Origin of the sequence: Spirillospora sp. NPDC029432 (assembly GCF_040703975.1) — a bacterium.
GTDB lineage: Bacteria > Actinomycetota > Actinomycetes > Streptosporangiales > Streptosporangiaceae > Spirillospora.
Window position 1 is genome coordinate 31,962 of record NZ_JBEZWH010000049.1, and the last position, 20,671, is coordinate 52,632.

Below are 20,671 nucleotides of genomic sequence, written 5' to 3' on the forward strand. Positions count from 1 at the left end.
CGTCCGGCGCAGGAATGGGTGCGCCGGAGAGGGGCGGGATGGTGCCGGCCGGTTCGGGTACGTCCGAGCCGGCCGCGGCGGTGGGACCGCCGCGCCCGCCCGTGAATCGCGGATCAGCGGTTTCCACCGCCGCCGAACTCACGCTCCAGGGAGGCGCGCTGGTTGGCGCCGAGGCCCCGCACGCGGCGGGACTCGGCGATGCCCAGGCGCTCCATGATCTGCTTGGCACGGACCTTGCCCACGCTGGGCAGCGATTCCAGGAGGGCCGACACCTTCATCTTCCCGATGACGTCGTCGGTCTGCCCCTCCTTGAGGACCTCGGCAAGCGAGAGTCCCCCGTGCTTGAGCCGGTTCTTAACCTCGGCCCGCTCCTTGCGGGCCTTGGCAGCCTTCTCCAGGGCTGCGGCGCGCTGTTCGGGGGTTAGGGGCGGAAGAGCCACGCCGGGTCACCTCAGGTTTCCACTCGACGGAGTCGGACGAGGGTGGAAACTAGCGAGTTCACGCCCCATAAGGCAACGTGAAGTGCCGTTTAGCCCACCACAAAATCACGAAATTCACTCCTCGAAGTGTCCTGAATACGGAGTGTACCCAACTCGAACGCGTTCCGCGACCATCCCGCCCCCTTCCTGCACACTTGCATGATCGTGAAAAATCGCCTTTCAGGGCCCCATTGGTGTCACTCGCCACCCCGGTCACCGGACCGCCCGGAACGGGGCGGGACGTGACGCTCATCACGCCTGGGCCGTATCTCCGGCGCGGGCGGCGGTGAACGGCGATGCTGGAGTTCGAACAGGCCTTCTACGGCGTGTTCAGGGAGCGCCCGCGGACGTGCGGCGCAGCGCCGTGGCGATGGCGGCCGCGGCGGCGCCCGGGTCGGGGGCGCCGGTGATGGGTCGGCCGATCACCAGCAGGTCGGCGCCCGCGGCGAGGGCCTGCTCGGGCGTCGCCACCCGGGCCTGGTCCTGGACGTCGGCGCCCGCGGGCCGCACGCCCGGGGTGATGAGCGTGATCCCGGGGCCGACCTCCGCGCGGACGGCGGCGGCCTCCTGCGGGGAGCACACGAGCGCCTGCGCGCCCGCGTCCACGGCGAGGGCCGCCAGCCGCCGGACGGCGTCCGAGGCGGGCCCGGCGACGCCGAGCGCGGCCAGGTCGGCGTCGTCGAGCGAGGTGAGAACGGTCACGGCCGCCACCTTGGTGGCCGGCGCGGCCTCCACCGCGGCGCGGATCATCGCCGGGCCGCCGGCCGCGTGCACGGTCAGGTACGCGGGCTTGAGCCGGGCCACGGCCCGCGCGGCGCCCGCGACGGTGGCCGGGATGTCGTGCAGCTTGAGGTCCAGGAACACCTGGACGCGGCTGGCGCCCCGGACGCTGGCGACCACATCCGGCCCGTACCGCAGGTAGAGCTCCAGGCCGACCTTGACGGTGCTGACGTGCGGCGTGACCAGGGTGGCCCAGCGCGCGGCCGACTCCAGGTCGGGGGCGTCGAGGGCGACGGCGATGGGGGCGGGTGCGGCGGTCACGAGGTCTTCTCCTTCACTTCCCCGGCCTCGGGCTCGGGGGCGGGCGGCTCGGGCCGTACCTGCGGCGGTACGTACCCGGCCGGCTTGTGGGCGAGCCCCACCACGTCGCCGATCCGGCCGATCCGGCGGGCGGCCAGCGCCTCGTCCAGCTCGCGCAGGATCCGCGGCACGGCGGTGGGGTCGTGGAACAGGGTGGTGCCCACCCCGACGGCGGACGCGCCGGCCAGGACGAACTCCAGGGCGTCCAGGCCGGTCGTGACGCCGCCGACCCCGACGATCGGGACGTCGGGCAGCGCCGCGTGCACCTGGTAGACGCAGCGGAGGGCGACGGGACGGATCGCGGGGCCCGACAGGCCGCCGGAGACGCCGGACAGGGCGGGACGGAGGGTGCCGGGACGGCCGGCCGTGCCGGTGTCGATCGCCATCCCCTCCATGGTGTTAATCAGTGTGAGCCCCTCGGCGCCGGCGTCCACGCAGGCCAGCGCTATGGTGACGATGTCGGTGACATCGGGGGCGAGCTTGGCGAAGACGGGGACGCCCGGACGCGCGTGCGCCCGTACGGCGCGCACGACGGACGCGGCGGCGCCGGGGTGCCAGCCGAACATACGGCCGCGGTCCTCGACGTTGGGGCACGCCACGTTCACCTCGACGGCGGCGATCCCGGACGCGCCGCGCAGCCGCCGCGCCAGCTCGCCGAACTCCTCGACGCTGCCGCCGGCGACCGACACGATCGTGCGGACGCCCTGCTCGGCCAGCCAGGGCAGGTCCCGTTCCAGGAACCCCTCGATGCCGGGCCCGGGCAGCCCCATCGCGGTCAGCAGGCCGCTGGGCGTCTCCGCCATCCGCGGCGTGGGCCGCCCCGCGCGGGGCTGCGCCATCACCGACGTGGTGACGAACGCCCCCAGCCGGTCGAGGTCGAAGAACTGCGCCAGCTCCCGTCCCGTACCGCCGCACCCGGAGGCCGTCAGCACCGGGTTGGGCAGCTCCAGGGCCCCCAGCCGGGTCTCCAACCGGGTACTCGTGCTCATGAGCCGCCTTCCGTGAGGCTCAGGGCGCGCGGGGCGCCGAGGGCGTCGAACGGGATGGTGCCGAGATCGCCCCAGCGGACGCGGTCGCCGCGCAGCACCGGGCCGTCGGCGCAGGCCCGCACCATGCGGGTGACGCCGTCGTCGCCGTGCATGGGCAGCATGCAGGTCATGCAGACGCCGATGCCGCAGGCGCCGGTCTCCTGGAGGAACGACTCCACCGAGACCTGGGACGGCAGGCCGTGGTCGCCGGCCACCTGGGTGACGGCGCGGAGCAGGGGGGTGGGGCCGCAGCCGTACACGACGTCGGCGCCCGTCTCCTGGATCACGCGGGGCAGCACCTCGCGCACCGTGGCCTCCTCCCCCAGGGTGCCGTCCTCGGTGGTGACGGTGGCGGTGTCGCCGATGCGCTGCGCCATCCGGGAGCCGAACACCTGCCGCGCGGACGGCCCGCCGAGGACGAAGTGGACCTGGCAGTCGCGCCGGCGGAGCGTGTCGGCCAGCGCGAACAGGGCCGCTCCCCCGGGACCGCCGCCGACCAGCAGGCAGCTGACGGGGTCCCTGGGGAGGCGGAACGGGCGGCCGAGCGGGCCGACGAGGTCGAGCTGGTCGCGGGAGCGGCGGGCGGCCAGCCACGCGGTGCCGGGCTCGCGGTCGGCGAAGACCAGCTCGACCGTCCCGCCGTAGTCGGACTTGACCTCGTACACCCCGAAACACCGGCGGACCAGCCGGCCCGTGTGCTCACCGCCCACGGCCAGCGCCACGAACTGCCCCGGCCGGAACCGCTCGGCGATCGCCGGGGCCACCAGCGTCAGCGCGTGGTAGTCCTGCACCTGGCGGACCGTCAGAACGGTTGCCGACGTCTGCACCGGTGTGTCGGACACCCGTCTCCCTCTCCTCGTCGTGCGCGGGGCCCGGTCGTACCCGGCCGGGCTACCCCCGGCCGTGCGCGCCGCGCAGCCGCTCGGCGTGCTCCTGCAGCGACCGCACGCCGACCTGGCCGCCCGCGATGGCCTCGACGCCCTGGACCGCGGCGGCGAGCCCCTGGACGGTGGTGACGCACGGGACGCCGCGCAGCACGGCGGCCGTGCGGATCTCGTAGCCGTCCAGCCGCGGACCGGACTGGCCGGGCCCGCCGAACGGAGTATTGACGATGAGGTCCACCTCGCCGTCGAGGACGCGCCGCACGATCGTGGGTTCGCCGTCGGGTCCGGGCCCCTCGCTGTGCTTTCGCACGATCTTGGCACGCACGCCGTTGCGCCGCAGGACCTCGGCGGTCCCCTCCGTGGCAAGAATCTCAAAGCCCAGGTCAGCGAGGCGCTTGACCGGGAAGATCATGTGACGCTTGTCCCGGTTCGCGACCGACACGAACGCCCGGCCCTTGGTCGGCAGCACGCCGTAGGCGGCCTGCTGCGACTTGGCGTAGGCGGTGCCGAAGACCTCGTCGATGCCCATGACCTCGCCGGTCGAGCGCATCTCCGGGCCGAGGATCGTGTCGACGCCCTGCCCCTGGGCGTTGCGGAACCGGTCGAACGGCAGCACCGCCTCCTTGACCGCGATCGGGGCGTCCAGCGGCAGCGAGCCGCCGTCGCCGCTCTCCGGCAGCAGGCCCTCGGCGCGCAGCTCCGCGATGGTGGCGCCCAGCATGACGCGGGCGGCCGCCTTCGCCAGCGGCACCGCGGTGGCCTTCGACACGAACGGCACGGTGCGGGACGCGCGCGGGTTGGCCTCTAGGACGTACAGGACGCCGGCCGACAGCGCGTACTGGACGTTCATGAGGCCGCGCACGCCGACGCCGCGGGCGAGGGCCTCGGTGGACTCGCGGATGCGGCGGACGTCGTCGTGGCCGAGGGTGATCGGCGGGAGCGCGCAGGCCGAGTCGCCGGAGTGGATCCCGGCCTCCTCGATGTGCTCCATGACGCCGCCGAGGTAGAGCTCCTCGCCGTCGAACAGGGCGTCCACGTCGATCTCGATGGCCTCGTCCAGGAACCGGTCGACCAGGACCGGATGCTCCGGGCTCGCCTCGGTCGCCTTGGCCATGTACGACTCCAGCGTGGCGTCCTCGTACACGATCTCCATGCCGCGGCCGCCCAGCACGTACGAGGGCCGCACCAGGACCGGGTAGCCGATCTCCGCGGCGATCTCGCGGGCCTCCTCGAACGAGGACGCGGTGCCGTGCTTGGGCGCCAGCAGCCCGGCGCGGGCCAGCACGCGGCCGAACGCGCCGCGCTCCTCGGCGAGGTGGATGCTCTCCGGCGAGGTGCCGACGATCGGGACGCCGGCGTCCTTGAGCTTCTGCGCGAGCCCGAGCGGGGTCTGCCCGCCGAGCTGGACGATCACGCCCGCGACGGTGCCGGTGGCCTGCTCGGCGTGCACCACCTCCAGGACGTCCTCCAGGGTGAGCGGCTCGAAGTAGAGCCGGCCGGAGGTGTCGTAGTCGGTGGAGACGGTCTCGGGGTTGCAGTTGACCATCACGGTCTCGTAGCCGGCCTCGGCCAGCGTGAACGAGGCGTGCACGCAGGAGTAGTCGAACTCCACGCCCTGCCCGATCCGGTTGGGCCCGGACCCCAGGATGATGACCTTGGGCTTGTCGCCCGGCGGCACCTCGGTCTCCTCGTCGTAGGACGAGTAGAGGTACGGCGTCTGCGCGGCGAACTCGGCGGCGCAGGTGTCGACGGTCAGGTAGACGGGGCGGACGCCGAGCGCGTGCCGCAGCTCGCGGACGACCTCCTCCGACAGGTTGCGCAGCTGCCCGATCTGGGCGTCGGAGAAGCCGTGCCGCTTGGCGCGCAGCAGCTTGTCGCGGGTGAGCGCGTCCTCGGCGGTGCGGATCTCGTCGGCGGTCTCGTTGATCGCGGCGATCTGGTCCAGGAACCACGGGTCGATGCGGGTCGCCTCGTACGCCTCCTGGACGGTCGCGCCCGCCCACAGCGCCCGCTGGACGGCCCGGATCCGGCCGTCGGTCGGCCGGGACGCCTTCTCCAGCAGTTCGGCCGCGTTCCCGCGCTCGCCGTCCCAGGAGAACGAGGAGCCCTTCTGCTCCAGCGACCGCAGCGCCTTCTGCAGCGCCTCGGTGAAGCAGCGGCCGATGGCCATCGCCTCGCCGACCGACTTCATGTGGGTGGTCAGCGTGCTGTCGGCGCCGGGGAACTTCTCGAACGCGAACCGCGGCACCTTGACCACCACGTAGTCGAGCGTGGGCTCGAACGAGGCGGGCGTCTCGGCGGTGATGTCGTTCGGGATCTCGTCGAGGGTGTAGCCGACCGCCAGCCGGGCCGCGATCTTGGCGATCGGGAAGCCGGTGGCCTTGGACGCCAGCGCGGAGGACCGCGACACCCGCGGGTTCATCTCGATGACGATCATCCGGCCGGTGCCGGGGTGCACGGCGAACTGGATGTTGCAGCCGCCGGTGTCGACGCCGACCTCGCGGATGACCGCGATCGCGACGTCCCGCATGTTCTGGTACTCGCGGTCGGTGAGGGTCTGCGCGGGCGCGACGGTGATCGAGTCGCCGGTGTGCACGCCCATCGGGTCGAGGTTCTCGATGGAGCACACGATGACCACGTTGTCGTTGCGGTCCCGCATGACCTCCAGCTCGTACTCCTTCCAGCCGAGGATGGACTCCTCCAGGAGCACCTCGCTGGTCGGGGACGCGTCGAGCCCGGTGCCGGCGATGCGGCGCAGGTCGTCCTCGTCGTGCGCGAAGCCGGAACCGGCGCCGCCCATGGTGAACGAGGGCCGCACAACGACGGGGTAGCCCAGCTCGCCGGCGGCGGCGAGCACCTCGTCCATCGTGTGGCAGATCTTCGAGCGGGCGGACTCGGCGTTCAGGCCCTGCTCGCGGGCGACCTTGGCGACGACCTCCTTGAACCGCTCGCGGTTCTCGCCGGCCTGGATCGCCTCGACGTCGGCGCCGATCAGCTCGACGCCGTACTTGTCGAGGACGCCGCTCTCGAACAGCGCGATCGCGGTGTTCAGCGCGGTCTGGCCGCCCAGCGTGGGCAGCAGCGCGTCCGGGCGCTCCTTGGCGATGATCTTCTCGACCACCTCGGGGGTGATCGGCTCGACGTAGGTGGCGTCGGCCATCTCCGGGTCGGTCATGATCGTCGCGGGGTTGCTGTTGACCAGCGTGACCCGCAGGCCCTCGGCCTTGAGCACCCGGCACGCCTGGGTGCCCGAGTAGTCGAACTCGGCGGCCTGGCCGATCACGATCGGCCCGGAGCCGATCACCAGTACGGACTCGATGTCCTGACGGCGCGGCATTACTCCGCCCCCTCCTTCCGCGACCCCTGCATCAGCTCGCAGAAGCGGTCGAACAGTCCGGAGGCGTCGTGCGGGCCGGCCGCGGCCTCCGGATGGTACTGGACGCTGAACGCGGGCCGGTCGATCAGGCGCAGGCCCTCGATGCAGCCGTCGTTCAGGTTGACGTGGGTGACCTCGCCGGGGCCGTAGGGGGTGTCGAACGGGCCGTCCAGCGGCGCCTCGACGGCGAAGCCGTGGTTGTGGGCGGAGACGTCCACCTTGCCGGTCCCCCGGTCCTGGACGGGCTGGTTGATGCCGCGGTGGCCGAACCTCAGCTTGTACGTGCCGAGGCCGAGCGCCCGCCCGAAGATCTGGTTGCCGAAGCAGATGCCGAAGAACGGCTTCCCGGCGTCCAGGACGCCGCGCAGGGCGTCCACCGCGTACGTGGCGGCGGCCGGGTCGCCAGGGCCGTTGGAGAAGAACACCCCGTCCGGGTCCAGGCGCAGGATGTCCGCGGCGGTGCTGGTGGCCGGCAGGACGTGCACCTCGCAGCCGCGCTCGGCCATCCGGTGCGGCGTCATCGACTTGATGCCGAGGTCGACCGCCGCGACGGTGAAGCGCTTCTCGCCGATCGCCGGGACGACGTACGGCTCGTCCGTCGACACGTCGCGGGCCAGGTCGGCGCCCTCCATCGACGGGCTCGCCTTGACCCGCTCGACCAGCTCGGCCTCGGGGGCCGCGGCGGCGGCGCCGCTGAAGATCCCGGCGCGCATCGCGCCGCGGTCGCGCAGGTGCCGGGTCAGCGCCCGGGTGCCGGGGATCGCGATGCCCACGACCCCCTGCTCGCGCAGCGCCGACCCCAGCGAGCCGGTGGCCCGCCAGCTGGACGCCACCCGGGCGGGCTCGCGCACCACGTACCCGGCGACCTGGATCCGCCTCGACTCCGGGTCGTCGGCGTTCACGCCGGTGTTGCCGATGTGCGGCGAGGTCATCGCCACGATCTGGCGGGCGTAGGACGGGTCGGTGAGCGTCTCCTGGTAGCCGGTCATGCCGGTGTTGAAGACCATCTCCCCGAAGGTCTCCCCCTCGGCCCCGTACCCGGCGCCGCGGAACACCCGGCCGTCTTCGAGTACGAGCAGGGCCGTGTCTGCGCTCATTGGTTCACTCCGTTCACCGGCACCCGGCCGTTCATTCGCGCCGGCTTCCCTCGCCACGTGCTCGCTCCTTCGTCGCTGCGCGCGCTCCTCGGTCCAGCCGGCGCGCGTCCGGGTGCAGCGCTCACTGAAGCTTTCCTTCCAGAACGGTGGGCCGGCCGCGCAGGAACGTGGCGACGATCCGTCCGGGCAGCTCCAGCCCCACGTACGGGGTGTTGCGGCTCTTGGACGTCATCGCCAGCGGGTTCACGGGGCGGCGCGGCGCCGGGTCGTACAGCGTGATGTTGGCGGGCTCGCCGGGCTCCAGCGGGCGGCCCTGGCCGGAGAGCCGGCCGATCCGCGCCGGGCGGAACGCCATCCGGTCGGCGACCCCGGCCCAGTCCAGCAGCCCGGTCTCGACCATCGCCTCCTGCACCACGGGCAGCGCCGTCTCCAGCCCGATCATCCCCATGGCCGCCACGGCCCACTCGGTCTCCTTGGCCTCGACCGGGTGCGGGGCGTGGTCGGTGGCCACGCAGTCGATCGTGCCGTCGGCCAGCGCGTGCCGCAGCGCGGTCACGTCGTCGGCGGTGCGCAGCGGCGGGTTGACCTTGTAGATCGGGTCGTAGGTCTCGGCGCACGCGTCGTTCAGCAGCAGGTGGTGGGGGGTGACCTCGGCGGTGACCCGGCAGCCCTTGCTCTTGGCCCAGCGGATGATCTCCACCGAGCCGGCCGTGGACACGTGGCAGACGTGCAGGCGGGAGTCGACGTGCTGGGCCAGCAGGACGTCCCGGGCGATGATCGCCTCCTCGGCCACGGCGGGCCAGCCGCCCAGGCCGAGCCGGGCGGAGATCTCGCCCTCGTTCATCTGCGCGCCCTCGGTCAGCCGCGGCTCCTGCGCGTGCTGGGCGACCACGCCGTCGAACGCCTTCACGTACTCCAGCGCCCGCCGCATGATCACCGCGTCGGAGACGCAGTGGCCGTCGTCGGAGAACACCCGCACGCCGGCCGCCGAGTCGGCCATCGCGCCGAGCTCGGCCAGCTGCTCGCCGCGGATGCCGCGGGTGACCGCGCCGACCGGCTGCACGTCGCAGTACCCGGCCTCGCGGCCCAGCCGCCACACCTGCTCGACCACGCCCGCCGTGTCGGCGACCGGGTCGGTGTTGGCCATCGCGTGCACGGCCGTGTAGCCGCCCATCGCGGCCGCCTTGGTGCCGGACTCGACGGTCTCGGCGTCCTCGCGGCCCGGCTCGCGCAGGTGCGTGTGCAGGTCGACCAGCCCCGGCAGCGCGACCAGCCCGGCGCCCTGGACGGTCTCCGCGCCGGCCTCGTCCAGCCCCGCGCCGATCTGCGCGATCTTCCCGTCCCGGACGAGGATGTCGGCGGGCTCGCCGCCGAGGATGCGCGCGCCCTTGATGATGTACGTCTTATTCACTCTCGACCTTCTTGCCGAACGCGGGCTCGGAGCCTCCGAGGAGGAGGTAGAGGACGGCCATCCGGGCGCTCACGCCGTTGGCGACCTGCTCGACGATGGTGGAACGGGGCGAGTCGGCGACCCCGGCGGCGATCTCGACGCCGCGGTTCATCGGCCCCGGGTGCATGACGATGGCGTGCTCGGGGAGCTGGGCCATGCGGTCGCCGTCCAGCCCGTACCGGCGGCTGTACTCGCGCACCGTCGGGAAGTACGCGGCGTTCATCCGCTCCGCCTGGACCCGCAGCATCATGACCACGTCGCTCTTGGGGAGCACCGCGTCCAGGTCGTACGAGACCTGGCAGGGCCAGCTGTCGACGGCGACGGGGAGCAGGGTCGGCGGGGCGACCAGCGTCACGTCGGCGCCGAGGGTGTGCAGGAGCAGGACGTTGGAGCGCGCGACCCGGCTGTGCAGGACGTCGCCCACGATGGTGATCTTGCGTCCCTCCAGGTCGCCGAGGCGGCGGCGCATCGTGAACGCGTCCAGCAGCGCCTGGGTGGGGTGCTCGTGGGTGCCGTCGCCGGCGTTCACCACGCTGCCCTGCACCCAGCGGGCCAGCCGGTGCGGCGCGCCGGACGCGCCGTGCCGGATGACCACGCCGTCGGCGCCCATCGCCTCCAGCGTGAGCGCGGTGTCCTTGAGGCTCTCGCCCTTGGAGACGCTGGAGCCCTTCGCCGAGAAGTTGATCACATCGGCGGACAGCCGCTTGGCCGCGGCCTCGAACGAGATCCGGGTCCGGGTCGAGTCCTCGAAGAACAGGTTGACCACCGTCATGCCGCGCAGCGTCGGCAGCTTCTTGATGGAGCGGCCGGAGATCTGCGCGAGCTCCTCGGCGGTGTCGAGGATCAGCAGCGCGTCGTCGCGGGTCAGGTCGGCCGCCGAGATGAGGTGCCGCTTCACTTTCCGTCCCCTTCCTCGCCGGCGGCGCGCGGGCCTCCGGCGGGGCCGAGCACGACCGCGTCGCGCTCGTCGTTCTCCGCCAGCAGGACCCTGACGTTCTCGCGCATCGACGTGGGCAGGTTCTTGCCCACGTAGTCGGCGCGGATCGGCACCTCGCGGTGGCCGCGGTCCACCAGGACCGCCAGCTGGACGGCGCGCGGCCGGCCCAGGTCGTTGAGGGCGTCGAGCGCCGCGCGGACGGTGCGGCCGGAGAACAGCACGTCGTCGACCAGCACCACGATGCGGTCGTCCACGCCGGCGGCCGGCAGCTCGGTGCGGCCGATCGCGCGGGCGGGCTTCATCCGCAGGTCGTCGCGGTACATCGTCACGTCGAGCGAACCCCAGGGAACGGGCCGGCCCTCGACCTCCTCCAGCTTGGCGGCCAGCCGGCGGGCCAGCGTCACGCCGCGGGTCTGGATGCCGAGCAGCACCACGGCCTCGCCGCCCTTGGTACGTTCGAGGATCTCGTGCGCGATGCGGGTGAGCGCGCGCCGGATGTCGGGGCCTTCGAGAACGGCCTTCTGCCGGGGGTCACCGTCTGCCACACGCGCCGCGCCCGGACCTTCCGGCCGGGAGGCAGCATTCACCACCGAAACCTCCTTTCCCGCCTCACGGGACGGGCCTTAAAGGACGTCTTGTCCGTCTCACCGTAGCAGTCCCGCCCCGCTGCCCCGTACGTGGCCCGCCCGCGTCTTCGCTGGTGAGAGCGGTCACACCGGGGTACGGAGGGTGATGGGGCACCGGGGCCGGGCGGGGCGGGAAAGGCCCGGCGGGAGCGGGGGCGGCGGGCCGTCCGGGGCCCGCGCGGCCTCCATTCGAGACCTGCGGATTCGACCGCTTTTTTCCAATCGGCTTGACCTGGGGCCGTACCCGTTTTACCGTCACTGTCCGTAACCATCCCTGGAGACAGAGTCCCACGGCGTCACAGCCTGAAGAACCTGACTCCCCCCGGGAAAGTCCCGGGGCCGACGACAACGACGAAAAGAGCCTGGGGGCCACAATGCCGTCTGAATACGCCAAGGCTCTGGGTGGGCGCCTTCGCGCCATCCGCACCCAGCAGGGACTGTCCCTGCACGGCGTGGAAGAGAAGTCCCGGGGCCGCTGGAAGGCCGTCGTCGTGGGTTCGTACGAGCGGGGCGACCGCGCCGTCACCGTTCAGAAGCTGGCCGAGCTCGCCGATTTCTACGGCGTGCCGGTCTCCGAGTTGCTGCCCGGCGGAGCCGCGCCGAGCCCCCTCGGGCCTACACCCAAGCTCGTGATCGACCTCGAGCGGCTGCAGGCGCTTCCGAAGGACAAGGCCGGTCCCCTCGCCCGCTACGCCGCGACGATCCAGAGCCAGCGGGGCGACTACAACGGAAAGGTCCTTTCCATCCGCCAGGAAGACCTGCGCTCGCTCGCGGTCATCTACGACAAGTCCCCGACCGAGCTGACCGAGGAGCTCATCGGCTGGGGCGTTCTCGACCCCGAGGCGCGCCGCGCGGTCGAGTCCTTCTGACCGGTCGGCCCGCCGGACGACGCGCAGGGCGTTCCCGCGATGGCGGGAACGCCCTGAGCCGTCTCTGGAGGCCGCCGGGCGGCGGGCGGGTCAGCCGGTACGCTCCGGCACCGCCGGGCGCTCCAGGGGCACCTCGGGGATCCGCCGGGCCAGCGGGGCGGGCAGCCACCACGCGTACCGGCCCAGCAGCCGCAGCACCGCCGGGACGATCAGGCAGCGGATCACCAGGGCGTCCAGCAGGATGGCGACCGCCAGGCCGAGCCCGAACTGCTGCAGCATCCGGCTCGGGCTGAGGACGAACGCGGCGAACACCACGATCATGATGGCCCCGGCGGCGGTGATGACCTGCCCGGTGGCCGCCAGGCCCTCGCGCACCGCCGCGGCCGGGTCCCGCGTCCGGACCCACTCCTCGTGGATCCGCGACAGCAGGAACACCTCGTAGTCCATCGACAGCCCGAACACGATCGCGAAGATCATTACCGGGATGAACGCCTCGACCGGGCCCGCCGGGACGCCGAACCACCCGAACTGGAAGACCGCCGTGATCACCCCCAGCGCGGCGCCGATGCCCAGCAGGTTCAGCACCGCGGCCTTGACCGGGATGAGCAGCGACCGGAACACCACCAGGAGCAGCAGCGAGGACAGCCCGACGACGACCGCGGCGAACAGCGGCAGCCGCTCCGAGACCGTCTCGGAGAAGTCCAGCGCGGCGGCCGTCGAGCCGCCCACGACGGCCCCCGGCGGCAGGACGTCCTCGCGCAGGGTGTGGACCAGCTCCGCCGTCCGCTCGTCCTGCGGCGCCGTCTCGGGGATCACCAGGACGGTGTGGATCCGCCCGTCCCCGGACGGGATCGGCGGGGTGGCCCAGGCGACGCCGTCCGTACCGGCCAGCGCGCTCCGCAGCCGGGCGCCCGCCGCCGCGCCGCCCTCGCCGACGACGATCAGCGGCCCGTTCACGCCCGGCCCGAAGCCCTCGGCCAGCAGGTCGTACGCCTGGCGGCCGGTCGACGACTCCGGATCGTTGCCCGCGTCGGCGAAGCCCAGCCGCATGTCCAGCGCCGGGGCCGACAGCGCGAGCAGCGCCAGCACGGCCACCGCCAGCGCCGGCACGGGCCGCCGCTGGACGGCCTCCGCCAGCCGCCGCCACCCCGCGCCCGGCTCCCGGCGGCTCCTGGCCGCGCGCTTGCGCACGGTCCGCTCGATCCGCCCGCCGAAGATCCCGAGCAGCGCCGGCAGCAGCGTCAGCGAGGCCAGCATCGTGACCAGGACGGTCAGCGCGACCGCCAGCGCCACGCCCTGCAGCGCGCCGAGCCCGAGCACGACCAGCCCCAGCAGCGCGATGATCACCGTGCAGCCGGCGACGAAGACCGTGCGGCCCGCCGCGTCCAGCGCCCGCGCCGTCGCCTCCCTGGGCCCCGCGCCCGCCAGCAGCTCGTGCCGGTACCGGTAGAAGATCAGCAGCGCGTAGTCGACGCCGACGCCCAGCCCGACCAGCATCATGATCGGCGGAGTGAAGTCGGCGACCGTGGCGACCCGCGACGCCAGCACGATCAGCCCCATCGCGCCGCCGACCGCGAACAGCGCGGTGACCAGCGGCAGCGCCGCCGCCAGCAGCGAGCCGAACAGCAGCACCAGGATCACCACCGCCGCCAGCATGCCCGCGCCCTCGGCCCCGCCGCCGCCCTCCTCGGCGCCGCGCACCGCCTCGCCGCCGATCTCCACCCGCATGCCGGGGGCCTCGGCGGCACTGGCGGCGTCCATGATCGCCTTGACGTCCTCCTTGGGGACGCTCTCGGCCTTCCCGGTGAGGGTCACGGTCGCGTATCCGATCGTGCCGTCCCTGGAGACCGCCCCGGGGTCGTCGTACGGGAGGCGCACGCCGGCCACGCTCGGCAGGCCGCCGATCTCGCCCAGCGCGGCGCGGAGGCTCCGCTCGACGGCGGGCGAGCGCACCCCGTCCCGCGCCTGGACGACGACCTGGAGGGCGTCGCCCGCCTGCGGCGCGCCGTGCGCCTTCAGCAGCTCGGCCGCCCGCTGGGACTGCGTCCCCGGCAGCGAGAAGTCGTTGCGGTAGTCGGAACCGGCCGCCTGCGAGCCCACGGTGATCGCCACGAGCACCAGCACCCAGGCGCCGACGGCGTACCAGCGGTGCCGGTACGCCCAGGCCGCCGGCCGCGCGAAGACGCCCATGCTCACCGCCCCCTGCGCGCGGCGAAGCGGTAGAGGGCGAAGGCGCCCGCGACGGCGCACAGGAGCGGCACGCCCATGAAGACGGCGATGAGCGCGGGCGTGCCCTCCACGTCCGGCGTCATGTCCAGAACGAAGTGGGAGAACGCGGCGAACGCCTCGGTGAGCACGAAACCGGCGATGCCGCCGGCGAAGAATCCGGCGACCGCCGCGCCCGCCTTGTTGGGAGGCGAATCATTGGTGGATGAACCGTTGGCAGGTGAACCATTGGCAGGTGGGTTGGTGGGTGAGTCGTCCATGGCTTCACCGTGCGGCTCCGGCACCGGCGGCCGCATCGGCCCGCGGGCCCGACCGGCGTACCCCCGTTGTTGCGCCCGCCCGGCCCGCGCCTGCACCCGGTGTTGCGAGCGGGTGCCGTGAAACAGGTGCCGCGACCAGGTGTCGCGAACACGTGCCGCGGACAGGTGGCGCCGGTCAGCCGATCCAGCCCGGGCTGACCAGGCCGCTCTCGTACGCGAGCACCACCAGCTGCGCCCGGTCCCGCACGCCCAGCTTGGTCATCAGCCGGCTCACCGCGCTCCGGGCGGTGGCCGGGCTCAGCTCCAGCCGCGCCGCGATCTCGCCGTTCGACAGGCCCCCGGCGACCAGCGCCATCACCTCCCGCTCGCGCGGCGTCAGCCCGTCCAGCCGCGGGTCGGGCGCCGGCCGGGCCGCCCGCCCGGCGTACTCGGCGATCAGCCGCCGGGTCACCGGCGGGCTGATCAGCGCCTCGCCGCGGGCCGCGACCCGCACCGCCCGCAGCAGCTCCCCCGGATCGGTGTCCTTGACCAGGAAGCCCGACACGCCCGCGCGCAGCGCCGCGTACACGAACTCGTCCAGATCGAACGTCGTCAGGATCACGATCCGCACCGCGGCGTCGGCGGCCAGGATCCGGCGGGTCGCCTCCAGCCCGTCCATCCCGGGCATCCGGACGTCCATCAGGATCACGTCCGGCCGCGCCGACCGGGCCGCCTCGACGGCCGCCGCCCCGTCCGCGGCCTCCGCCACCACGGCGATGTCGTCCTCGTCGTCCAGCAGCGAGCGGAACCCGGCCCTCACCAGGGCCTGGTCATCGGCGAGCACGACCCTGATCATGCGTCCTCACCGTAGGGCAGCCGCGCCCGGACGCGGAAACCGCCGCCGGGCACCGGGCCCGCCGCCAGGTCGCCGCCCAGCGCCCGCGCCCGCTCCCGCATGCCGCGGATGCCCGCGCCGCCCTTGCCGGCGCCCGTCCCCGCGCCGTCGTCCCGGACCTCCAGCCGCAGGTCCTCGGGGCCGTAGGCGACCGTCAGCCGGACGCTCTCCGCCGCCGCGTGCCGGGTCACGTTCGTGATCGACTCCTGGAGGATGCGGAACGCGGCCAGATCGACGCCCTTGGGCAGCTCCCGTACCGCGCCCTCGGTCTCCCGCGCCACCTTCAGGCCGGCCAGCTCGGCGTACCGCACCAGCTCGTCCAGCCGGTCCAGGCCCCCGGCCGGCGGGTCGGCCTGCCGCAGCACGCCCAGCGTCGAGCGCAGCTCGCGCAGCGTGTCCCGGCTCGCGTCGCGGATCACCGTCAGCGCGGGCGCGGGATCGCGCGGCAGCCGGTACAGCGCCGTCCCCGCCTGCACGTTGATCATCGACAGGTGGTGGCCGACCGCGTCGTGCACCTCCCGCGCGATCCGCAGCCGCTCCTCGACCGCCCGCAGCCGCGCCTCCTCCTCCGCCCGCAGCACGGCCTCCCGCAGCGCCTCCCGCCGCCCGTGCCGGACGCCGCCCAGCGCGACCAGCGCCACCACCCAGCCGGCCATCATGAACAGGGTGACCGCGTTGACGTCCTCGTTGCCCGCCAGCGTGCCCAGCGCCGTCGCGAGCACCGTCGCCGCGCCCAGGACCCCGGCCGCCACCAGCCGCCCCTCGGCCGCGACCCGGTACAGGCCCAGCATCACCACCACCAGCACCGGCCCGTCGATCGGGCTGAGCACGTAGTAGGCGACGGTCACCACGAGGGCGGCCGCGCACGCGGCCACCAGCCGGCGCCGTACGAACAGCGTCGCGCACACCGCGAGGACCAGCGCCCAGTCGGCCAGCGGGCGGCCCGGCGTCCCCAGCCACGCCGGCACGGTGGCCGCCACGACCAGCGCCGTCACACCCGCGGGGAAGAGCATCGCCCCAGGATCACACGGTGGACGCGTGCCGTTCCACCGGGCGCCGCCGCGCGCCGCGCCGCCGCCCCGGCGCGATCAGCGCCAGCCCCATCACCGCGACCATCGCCCCGGCGCTCACCGCGAACCCGAGCGTGTACCCGCCCTCCGCCGTCGCCACCACGGCGACCAGGACCGCGCTCGCCTGCGCCCCGACCGAGTTCCCCACGTTCCGGATGAGGGTGTTCACGCCGGTCGCCACGCCCGTCTGGGACGGCTCCACCGAATGCACGACCAGGTTGGCCACCGCCGCATACGCCAGCCCCAGGCCCACGCCGCGCGCGACGCCGCCCGCGTACAGCTGCCACATGTGATCGTGCTGGAGGGCGACGAACCCGTACCCTGCGGCCGTCAGCAGCGCTCCGGCGAACAGCACCGCCCGCGTACCGACCCGCCGGTCGAGCAGTCCCGCCGTCATCCCGGCGACGGCCATGGCCGCGCTCGCGGGCAGCTGCAGCAGGGCCGCGTCCGTCGCCGAACCGCCGAACCCGAACCCGTCCTCCTCGGGCAGCTGCACCATCAGCGGGAACAGCAGCCCGCCCGCCATCAGCGCGTACCCGGAGAGCAGCGAGCCCGCGTTGGCCGTCCAGACCCCCCGTGTCCGCATCACCCGCAGATCCACCAGCGGCTCGGCGACCCGCCGCTCCACGACCAGCCACACCGCGAAGACGAGGACGCCCCCGCCCACCAGCGCCAGCACACCCGGGGAGCCCCACCCCCAGTCCATCCCCTGGGTCAGCGCCGTCAGCAGGGCGACCAGCCATCCCGCGAAGAGGAGCGAGCCCCACCAGTCGACGCGCGCGTCCCGCGTCCCCCGCGTCGCTGGAACGATCCACCACGCCGCCACGATCCCCGGCACCAGCCCCGCCACCGGGAACCACAGCAGCCACCGCCAGCCCAGATGGTCGATGACCGGCCCGGCCAGCACCCACGACACCGCGCCGCCCAGCCCGAGCATCGACGACATCAGCCCGACCGCCGACGCGGTCCGCTCCGGCGGATACACCTCGCGGATGATCGTGTACGCCAGCGGGAAGACGCCTCCGCCGACCCCGCTCAGCGCCCGGCCGGCCAGCATCACCCCGAGCGACCCGGCCGACGCCGCCAGGACCATCCCCGCCACCGCGACGACCAGCACGGCCAGAAGGACCCGGCGCGGCCCGTACAGATCTCCCAGCCGCCCCGCCACCGGCGTGCAGACCGCGGCCGACAGCGTCATGGCCGTCAGCGTCCACGCGGCCCCGGCCGCCGTGGTGTCCAGCCCCCGCTGCAGGAGCGGCAGCGCCGGCGTCATCACGCCCATCGCCAGCGAGTAGGCCATGACCCCGAGAAAGGCCAGCAGCGGCACCAGTCCCCGCCCGCCACGCGCCGCCAACGCCCCTCCTCGCCACCGGCCCCAACATTCTCATACCGCCGATTTCCCCCAACGCCCAGTCCCACTGACCAACACCGCCGGAACGGGCTCTCCGGCGGCACCGGCCGGCGAGGCGACCAGCCGGAGGTCGGCCAGAAGAAAGAACCCGGCCGAGGCCATGAGGACTCGGCCGCCGCGCGAGCGTCCTTCCCGTCCGGAGGAGGTGATGCCGAAGGTGAGGCCCAGCGGCCGGAGCCCGGAGGACGCATTCGCCGTCGGCTCGTCGCAAGGCGAGGCAGAGAGCGCCCGCCCGGCCGGACAACGGAGATCCCGCCCTGGCCCGGCCCGGCCCCAGACGGGCGTTCTGCGCGAACGCCGCGGGCGGGAGGACTCAGCGGGCGAATCTGGCGGGCGCACTCGGGGCGGGGCGGGCCGGGGCGCCGGGGCCTGGGGAAGGGAGGTGGCTCGGCGCCCCGGCGCGGTGCGGCCGGGGCGTAAGGGGAGGGGCCTCGGCCGCTCGGTGGGACGTGTTCACGGCGGGCCCGCTCTCCGCGATCGCGCGCGAAGCCGGTTCCGAGCCCGCGAGGAACCGGTCGCGAAGCCAGGCGTCAAGGCGAGTTCGGAGCGATGCCGACGATCGCGAGGCGCCGCCGAAGGAAGGCCGTCGAGGCCTGACGCCAAGGCGTCTCAGCGTCTCACATGAACACGGTCAGCTGGCTTCGGGGATGGGCAGGGTCGGCTGGCCGGGGACGCCCAGGGTGTCCTCGACGAGGGTGACGAAGACCTCGGCGTCGTGGAGGAGCTCGTCGGCCTCGCGGGACGTGACGGCGCTGGGCAGGCCGGCCTCGGCGGCGGCGCGCTTGTCGGCGCCGGCGGCGAAGAAGGCGGCCCATTCGCGCAGAGCCGGCTCGGCCTCGGGGAGCAGCACCCACACGCTGCGGGGGCGGCCGCGGTGGTGGGTGTCGCGGGGCTCCTTGGACGCCAGCACCGCGGCGGCGGCGCGCAGCGCGGACAGGTGCGCGCAGACGTAGCGGACCGCGGGCGTGGTGGCCTCGGCGGCCTCGGCCAGGCCCATGCGGGCGGCGTGCAGCTGGCCGACCGCGGTCTGGGCCGGGCGCGGCGCCGGCAGCGCGCGCGGGCGGGGGCTCGGCATGCGCTGGGCAGAAGAGTGGAGACCGTGTGCGGTCATCGTTCCGGACATGACTGCCTCCTTCCGGGCTCGGGCCGGCCGGGCGGAGAGCTTCCCCTCACTCCGCCCGGCCGTCCGTCCCGCCGTCTCTGGCGGGGACGTCGCCCTGGCACGGTCCGCGAGTCCCGTACCACCTCGAACATAAGTTCGACGCATTCACAGTAAACCGTCCTGACGCCGATTCGTCAACGTGTTCGAACGAGTGTCACTTCGGGCGTCGAACATGGACGGGCGCGCCGGTCTTCACCAGGTCGGGGAAGTACTCGGCGATGTGCATCGGGAGGCGGACGCAGCCGTGCGAGGCCGGGTACCGGGGGACGTCGAGGGCGCCGTGGAACGCGATGCCGCCGTTGAAGTAGATCGGGTTGTAGAGGCGGCCGAGGGGCGAGACCTCCCAGCCGGACGCGCGGCGGCCCGTAAGGAAGTCGCCGGTGCCGGTGGTGGCGTAGCGGCAGCGGGCGACCGTGGCGCCGCGGTCCTTGGCGCAGTAGTACTCGCCGGAGCCCGAGGAGATGTGGGAGATCAGCCTGGGCCTGCCGTCCCGGTAGACGACGAGGTACTGGCGGCGCAGGTCGACGTCGACGCGGTCGGCCTCGCGGCGCTTGGCCATGGGACGCGGCGGGCGCGGCGCGTCCAGGGCGGCCCAGGTCTTCGCGCCGACGGTGCTGTTGACCTTGAGGCCGTTGACCTTCTTGAACGCCCACACGGCCATCTGGCTGGAGATCCCGTACCTGCCGTCGGCCTTGCCGGGGTCGTAGCCGAGGTCCTTGAGGCGTTTCTGCAGCCGTTCGACGTCCGCTCCCTTGGCTCCGGCCTTGAGGGTGCGGGGCGGCGGCTTGGGGGCGGGGGTCGTGGTCGTCGGGGAGGCGGTGGGGGTGTTCGCCTGCTCGGCGGCCGGCTTGTCGTCCGCGCAGCCCGCGAGCAACAGGGCTCCGCCGGTGAGCAGTGCAATGCCGCGCTTCATGCTCATGTGGCTCCTCGCGTCATCCCCTTTGGACGCGCGTGCCCGCGGGGAGGATTCCGACACTTTAGAGTGGTCGCCATGCATCCCAACGTCGAACGTGTCGCCCGCGCGCTGCGGGAGTCGGGCGCGGCCGGGGAGGTCGTGGAGCTGCCCGAGCCGGTGCCCACCGCGAAGGCCGCCGCCGAGCAGGTCGGCTGCGAGGTGGGGGCCATCGCCAACAGCCTGATCTTCGACGCGGACGGGGCGCCGCTGCTGGTGCTGACGAGCGGCGCGCACCGGGTCGACACGGCCAAGGTCGCCGCGCTGGTCGGCGCGGCGAAGGTGAAGCGGGCGAGGCCGGAGTTCGTCCGGGAGGCGACCGGGCAGGCGATCGGCGGCGTCGCGCCGGTCGGGCATCCGGCGCCGGTGCGGACGCTGGTGGACGAGTGGCTGGCGAAGTACGACCAGGTCTGGGCGGCCGGCGGGATCCCGCACACGGTGTTCCCGACCTCGTACGATGAACTGCTCCGGATCACCGGCGGCGAGTCCGCGGACGTGGGGATGGACGAATGAGCACCGAACTGTGGCACAACCCGCGCTGTTCCAAGAGCCGGGCGGCGAAGGCGGCGCTGGACGAGGCGGGCGTGGAGTACGTGGAGCGCCGCTACCTGGACGAGCCGCCGACGGCCGAGGAGTTCGCCGCGGTGCTGGAGCGGATCGGCGCCGAGCCGTGGGACGTGGCGCGGCTGAACGAGCCGGTCGCCAAGGAGCTCGGCCTGAAGGACCTGGAGCGCGACCGGGCGCGGTGGATCGAGATCATGGTGGCCAACCCGTCGCTCATCCAGCGGCCGATCGTGCTCGGCGGGAACGGCGCCGCGGTCGTGGCGCGCGACCCGGAGTCGGTCCGCGAGGCCCTCGACAGCGCGTGACGCGGGTGTGATCCTGGTAGC

General features: G+C 73.6%; 19 protein-coding genes. 3 read left to right on the forward strand and 16 right to left on the reverse strand.

What is annotated here, in order from left to right; translation table 11 throughout:
* Positions 1-113 precede the first annotated feature (113 nt).
* The 9 genes from mihF to pyrR form a co-directional block, all read right to left on the reverse strand.
* Positions 114-440 (reverse strand): integration host factor, actinobacterial type, encoded by a 327-nt coding sequence (mihF, locus tag AB0881_RS29840; RefSeq protein WP_197011061.1) that lies wholly within the window; start codon positions 438-440, stop codon positions 114-116.
* Positions 441-809: 369 nt separating this feature from the next.
* Positions 810-1,520 carry an orotidine-5'-phosphate decarboxylase gene (gene pyrF / locus AB0881_RS29845; protein WP_366622168.1) on the reverse strand — a complete coding sequence of 237 codons (711 nt, stop codon included), beginning with the start codon at positions 1,518-1,520 and terminating at the stop codon, positions 810-812.
* Complete coding sequence (locus AB0881_RS29850) at positions 1,517-2,548, reverse strand: dihydroorotate dehydrogenase (protein ID WP_366622170.1); 1,032 nt, start codon at positions 2,546-2,548, stop codon at positions 1,517-1,519. Before AB0881_RS29850 ends, pyrF begins: the two co-directional genes overlap by 4 nt.
* Positions 2,545-3,429 (reverse strand): dihydroorotate dehydrogenase electron transfer subunit, encoded by an 885-nt coding sequence (locus tag AB0881_RS29855; RefSeq protein WP_366622172.1) that lies wholly within the window; start codon positions 3,427-3,429, stop codon positions 2,545-2,547. Before AB0881_RS29855 ends, AB0881_RS29850 begins: the two co-directional genes overlap by 4 nt.
* Before the next feature lie 49 nt (positions 3,430-3,478).
* Complete coding sequence (carB, locus tag AB0881_RS29860; RefSeq protein WP_366622174.1) at positions 3,479-6,808, reverse strand: carbamoyl-phosphate synthase large subunit; 3,330 nt, start codon at positions 6,806-6,808, stop codon at positions 3,479-3,481.
* Positions 6,808-7,944 carry a glutamine-hydrolyzing carbamoyl-phosphate synthase small subunit gene (gene carA / locus AB0881_RS29865; protein ID WP_366622176.1) on the reverse strand — a complete coding sequence of 379 codons (1,137 nt, stop codon included), beginning with the start codon at positions 7,942-7,944 and terminating at the stop codon, positions 6,808-6,810. The genes carB and carA overlap by 1 nt, the downstream gene beginning before the upstream one ends.
* A gap of 121 nt (positions 7,945-8,065) precedes the next feature.
* Positions 8,066-9,355 (reverse strand): dihydroorotase, encoded by a 1,290-nt coding sequence (locus AB0881_RS29870; RefSeq protein WP_366622178.1) that lies wholly within the window; start codon positions 9,353-9,355, stop codon positions 8,066-8,068.
* Positions 9,348-10,292: an aspartate carbamoyltransferase catalytic subunit gene (locus AB0881_RS29875; RefSeq protein WP_366622179.1), complete on the reverse strand. Its 945-nt coding sequence runs from the start codon at positions 10,290-10,292 to the stop codon at positions 9,348-9,350. The genes AB0881_RS29870 and AB0881_RS29875 overlap by 8 nt, the downstream gene beginning before the upstream one ends.
* Positions 10,289-10,876 carry a bifunctional pyr operon transcriptional regulator/uracil phosphoribosyltransferase PyrR gene (gene pyrR, locus AB0881_RS29880; protein ID WP_366622181.1) on the reverse strand — a complete coding sequence of 196 codons (588 nt, stop codon included), beginning with the start codon at positions 10,874-10,876 and terminating at the stop codon, positions 10,289-10,291. Before pyrR ends, AB0881_RS29875 begins: the two co-directional genes overlap by 4 nt.
* A 455-nt stretch (positions 10,877-11,331) precedes the next feature.
* Here pyrR and AB0881_RS29885 point away from each other — a divergent pair, with 455 nt between their 5' ends.
* Positions 11,332-11,826, forward strand: coding sequence for a transcriptional regulator (locus AB0881_RS29885; RefSeq protein WP_366622183.1), 495 nt, complete (start codon positions 11,332-11,334; stop codon positions 11,824-11,826).
* 90 nt (positions 11,827-11,916) lie between these two features.
* On the opposite strand, the gene AB0881_RS29890 is transcribed toward AB0881_RS29885, so the two are convergent.
* The 7 genes from AB0881_RS29890 to AB0881_RS29920 all read right to left on the reverse strand — a co-directional run bounded on the left by AB0881_RS29890 (position 11,917) and on the right by AB0881_RS29920 (position 19,748).
* The gene (locus AB0881_RS29890) at positions 11,917-14,016 is read right to left on the reverse strand and encodes an MMPL family transporter (RefSeq protein ID WP_366622185.1); all 2,100 of its coding nucleotides are present in this window, start codon (positions 14,014-14,016) and stop codon (positions 11,917-11,919) included.
* A gap of 2 nt (positions 14,017-14,018) precedes the next feature.
* Complete coding sequence (locus AB0881_RS29895) at positions 14,019-14,312, reverse strand: hypothetical protein (protein ID WP_366622187.1); 294 nt, start codon at positions 14,310-14,312, stop codon at positions 14,019-14,021.
* Positions 14,313-14,487: 175 nt separating this feature from the next.
* The gene (locus AB0881_RS29900) at positions 14,488-15,147 is read right to left on the reverse strand and encodes a response regulator transcription factor (protein WP_366622189.1); all 660 of its coding nucleotides are present in this window, start codon (positions 15,145-15,147) and stop codon (positions 14,488-14,490) included.
* On the reverse strand, positions 15,144-16,199 hold the full coding sequence (locus tag AB0881_RS29905; protein WP_366622191.1) for a histidine kinase: 1,056 nt from the start codon (positions 16,197-16,199) through the stop codon (positions 15,144-15,146). Before AB0881_RS29905 ends, AB0881_RS29900 begins: the two co-directional genes overlap by 4 nt.
* Before the next feature lie 10 nt (positions 16,200-16,209).
* Entirely contained in the window at positions 16,210-17,610 is a 1,401-nt protein-coding gene (locus AB0881_RS29910) for an MFS transporter (protein WP_366622193.1), read from the reverse strand.
* A gap of 688 nt (positions 17,611-18,298) precedes the next feature.
* Positions 18,299-18,790, reverse strand: a complete 492-nt coding sequence (locus tag AB0881_RS29915; RefSeq protein WP_366622195.1) for an SAV_6107 family HEPN domain-containing protein — start codon at positions 18,788-18,790, stop codon at positions 18,299-18,301.
* Between the two features lie 193 nt (positions 18,791-18,983).
* A complete protein-coding gene (locus AB0881_RS29920; RefSeq protein ID WP_366622197.1) occupies positions 18,984-19,748 on the reverse strand; it encodes a L,D-transpeptidase family protein in 765 nt (254 codons plus the stop codon).
* Between the two features lie 72 nt (positions 19,749-19,820).
* Between AB0881_RS29920 and AB0881_RS29925 the strand changes: the two genes are divergently transcribed.
* A complete protein-coding gene (locus AB0881_RS29925) occupies positions 19,821-20,294 on the forward strand; it encodes a YbaK/EbsC family protein (RefSeq protein ID WP_366622199.1) in 474 nt (157 codons plus the stop codon).
* Entirely contained in the window at positions 20,291-20,650 is a 360-nt protein-coding gene (locus AB0881_RS29930; protein WP_366622201.1) for an arsenate reductase family protein, read from the forward strand. The genes AB0881_RS29925 and AB0881_RS29930 overlap by 4 nt, the downstream gene beginning before the upstream one ends.
* Positions 20,651-20,671 lie beyond the last annotated feature (21 nt).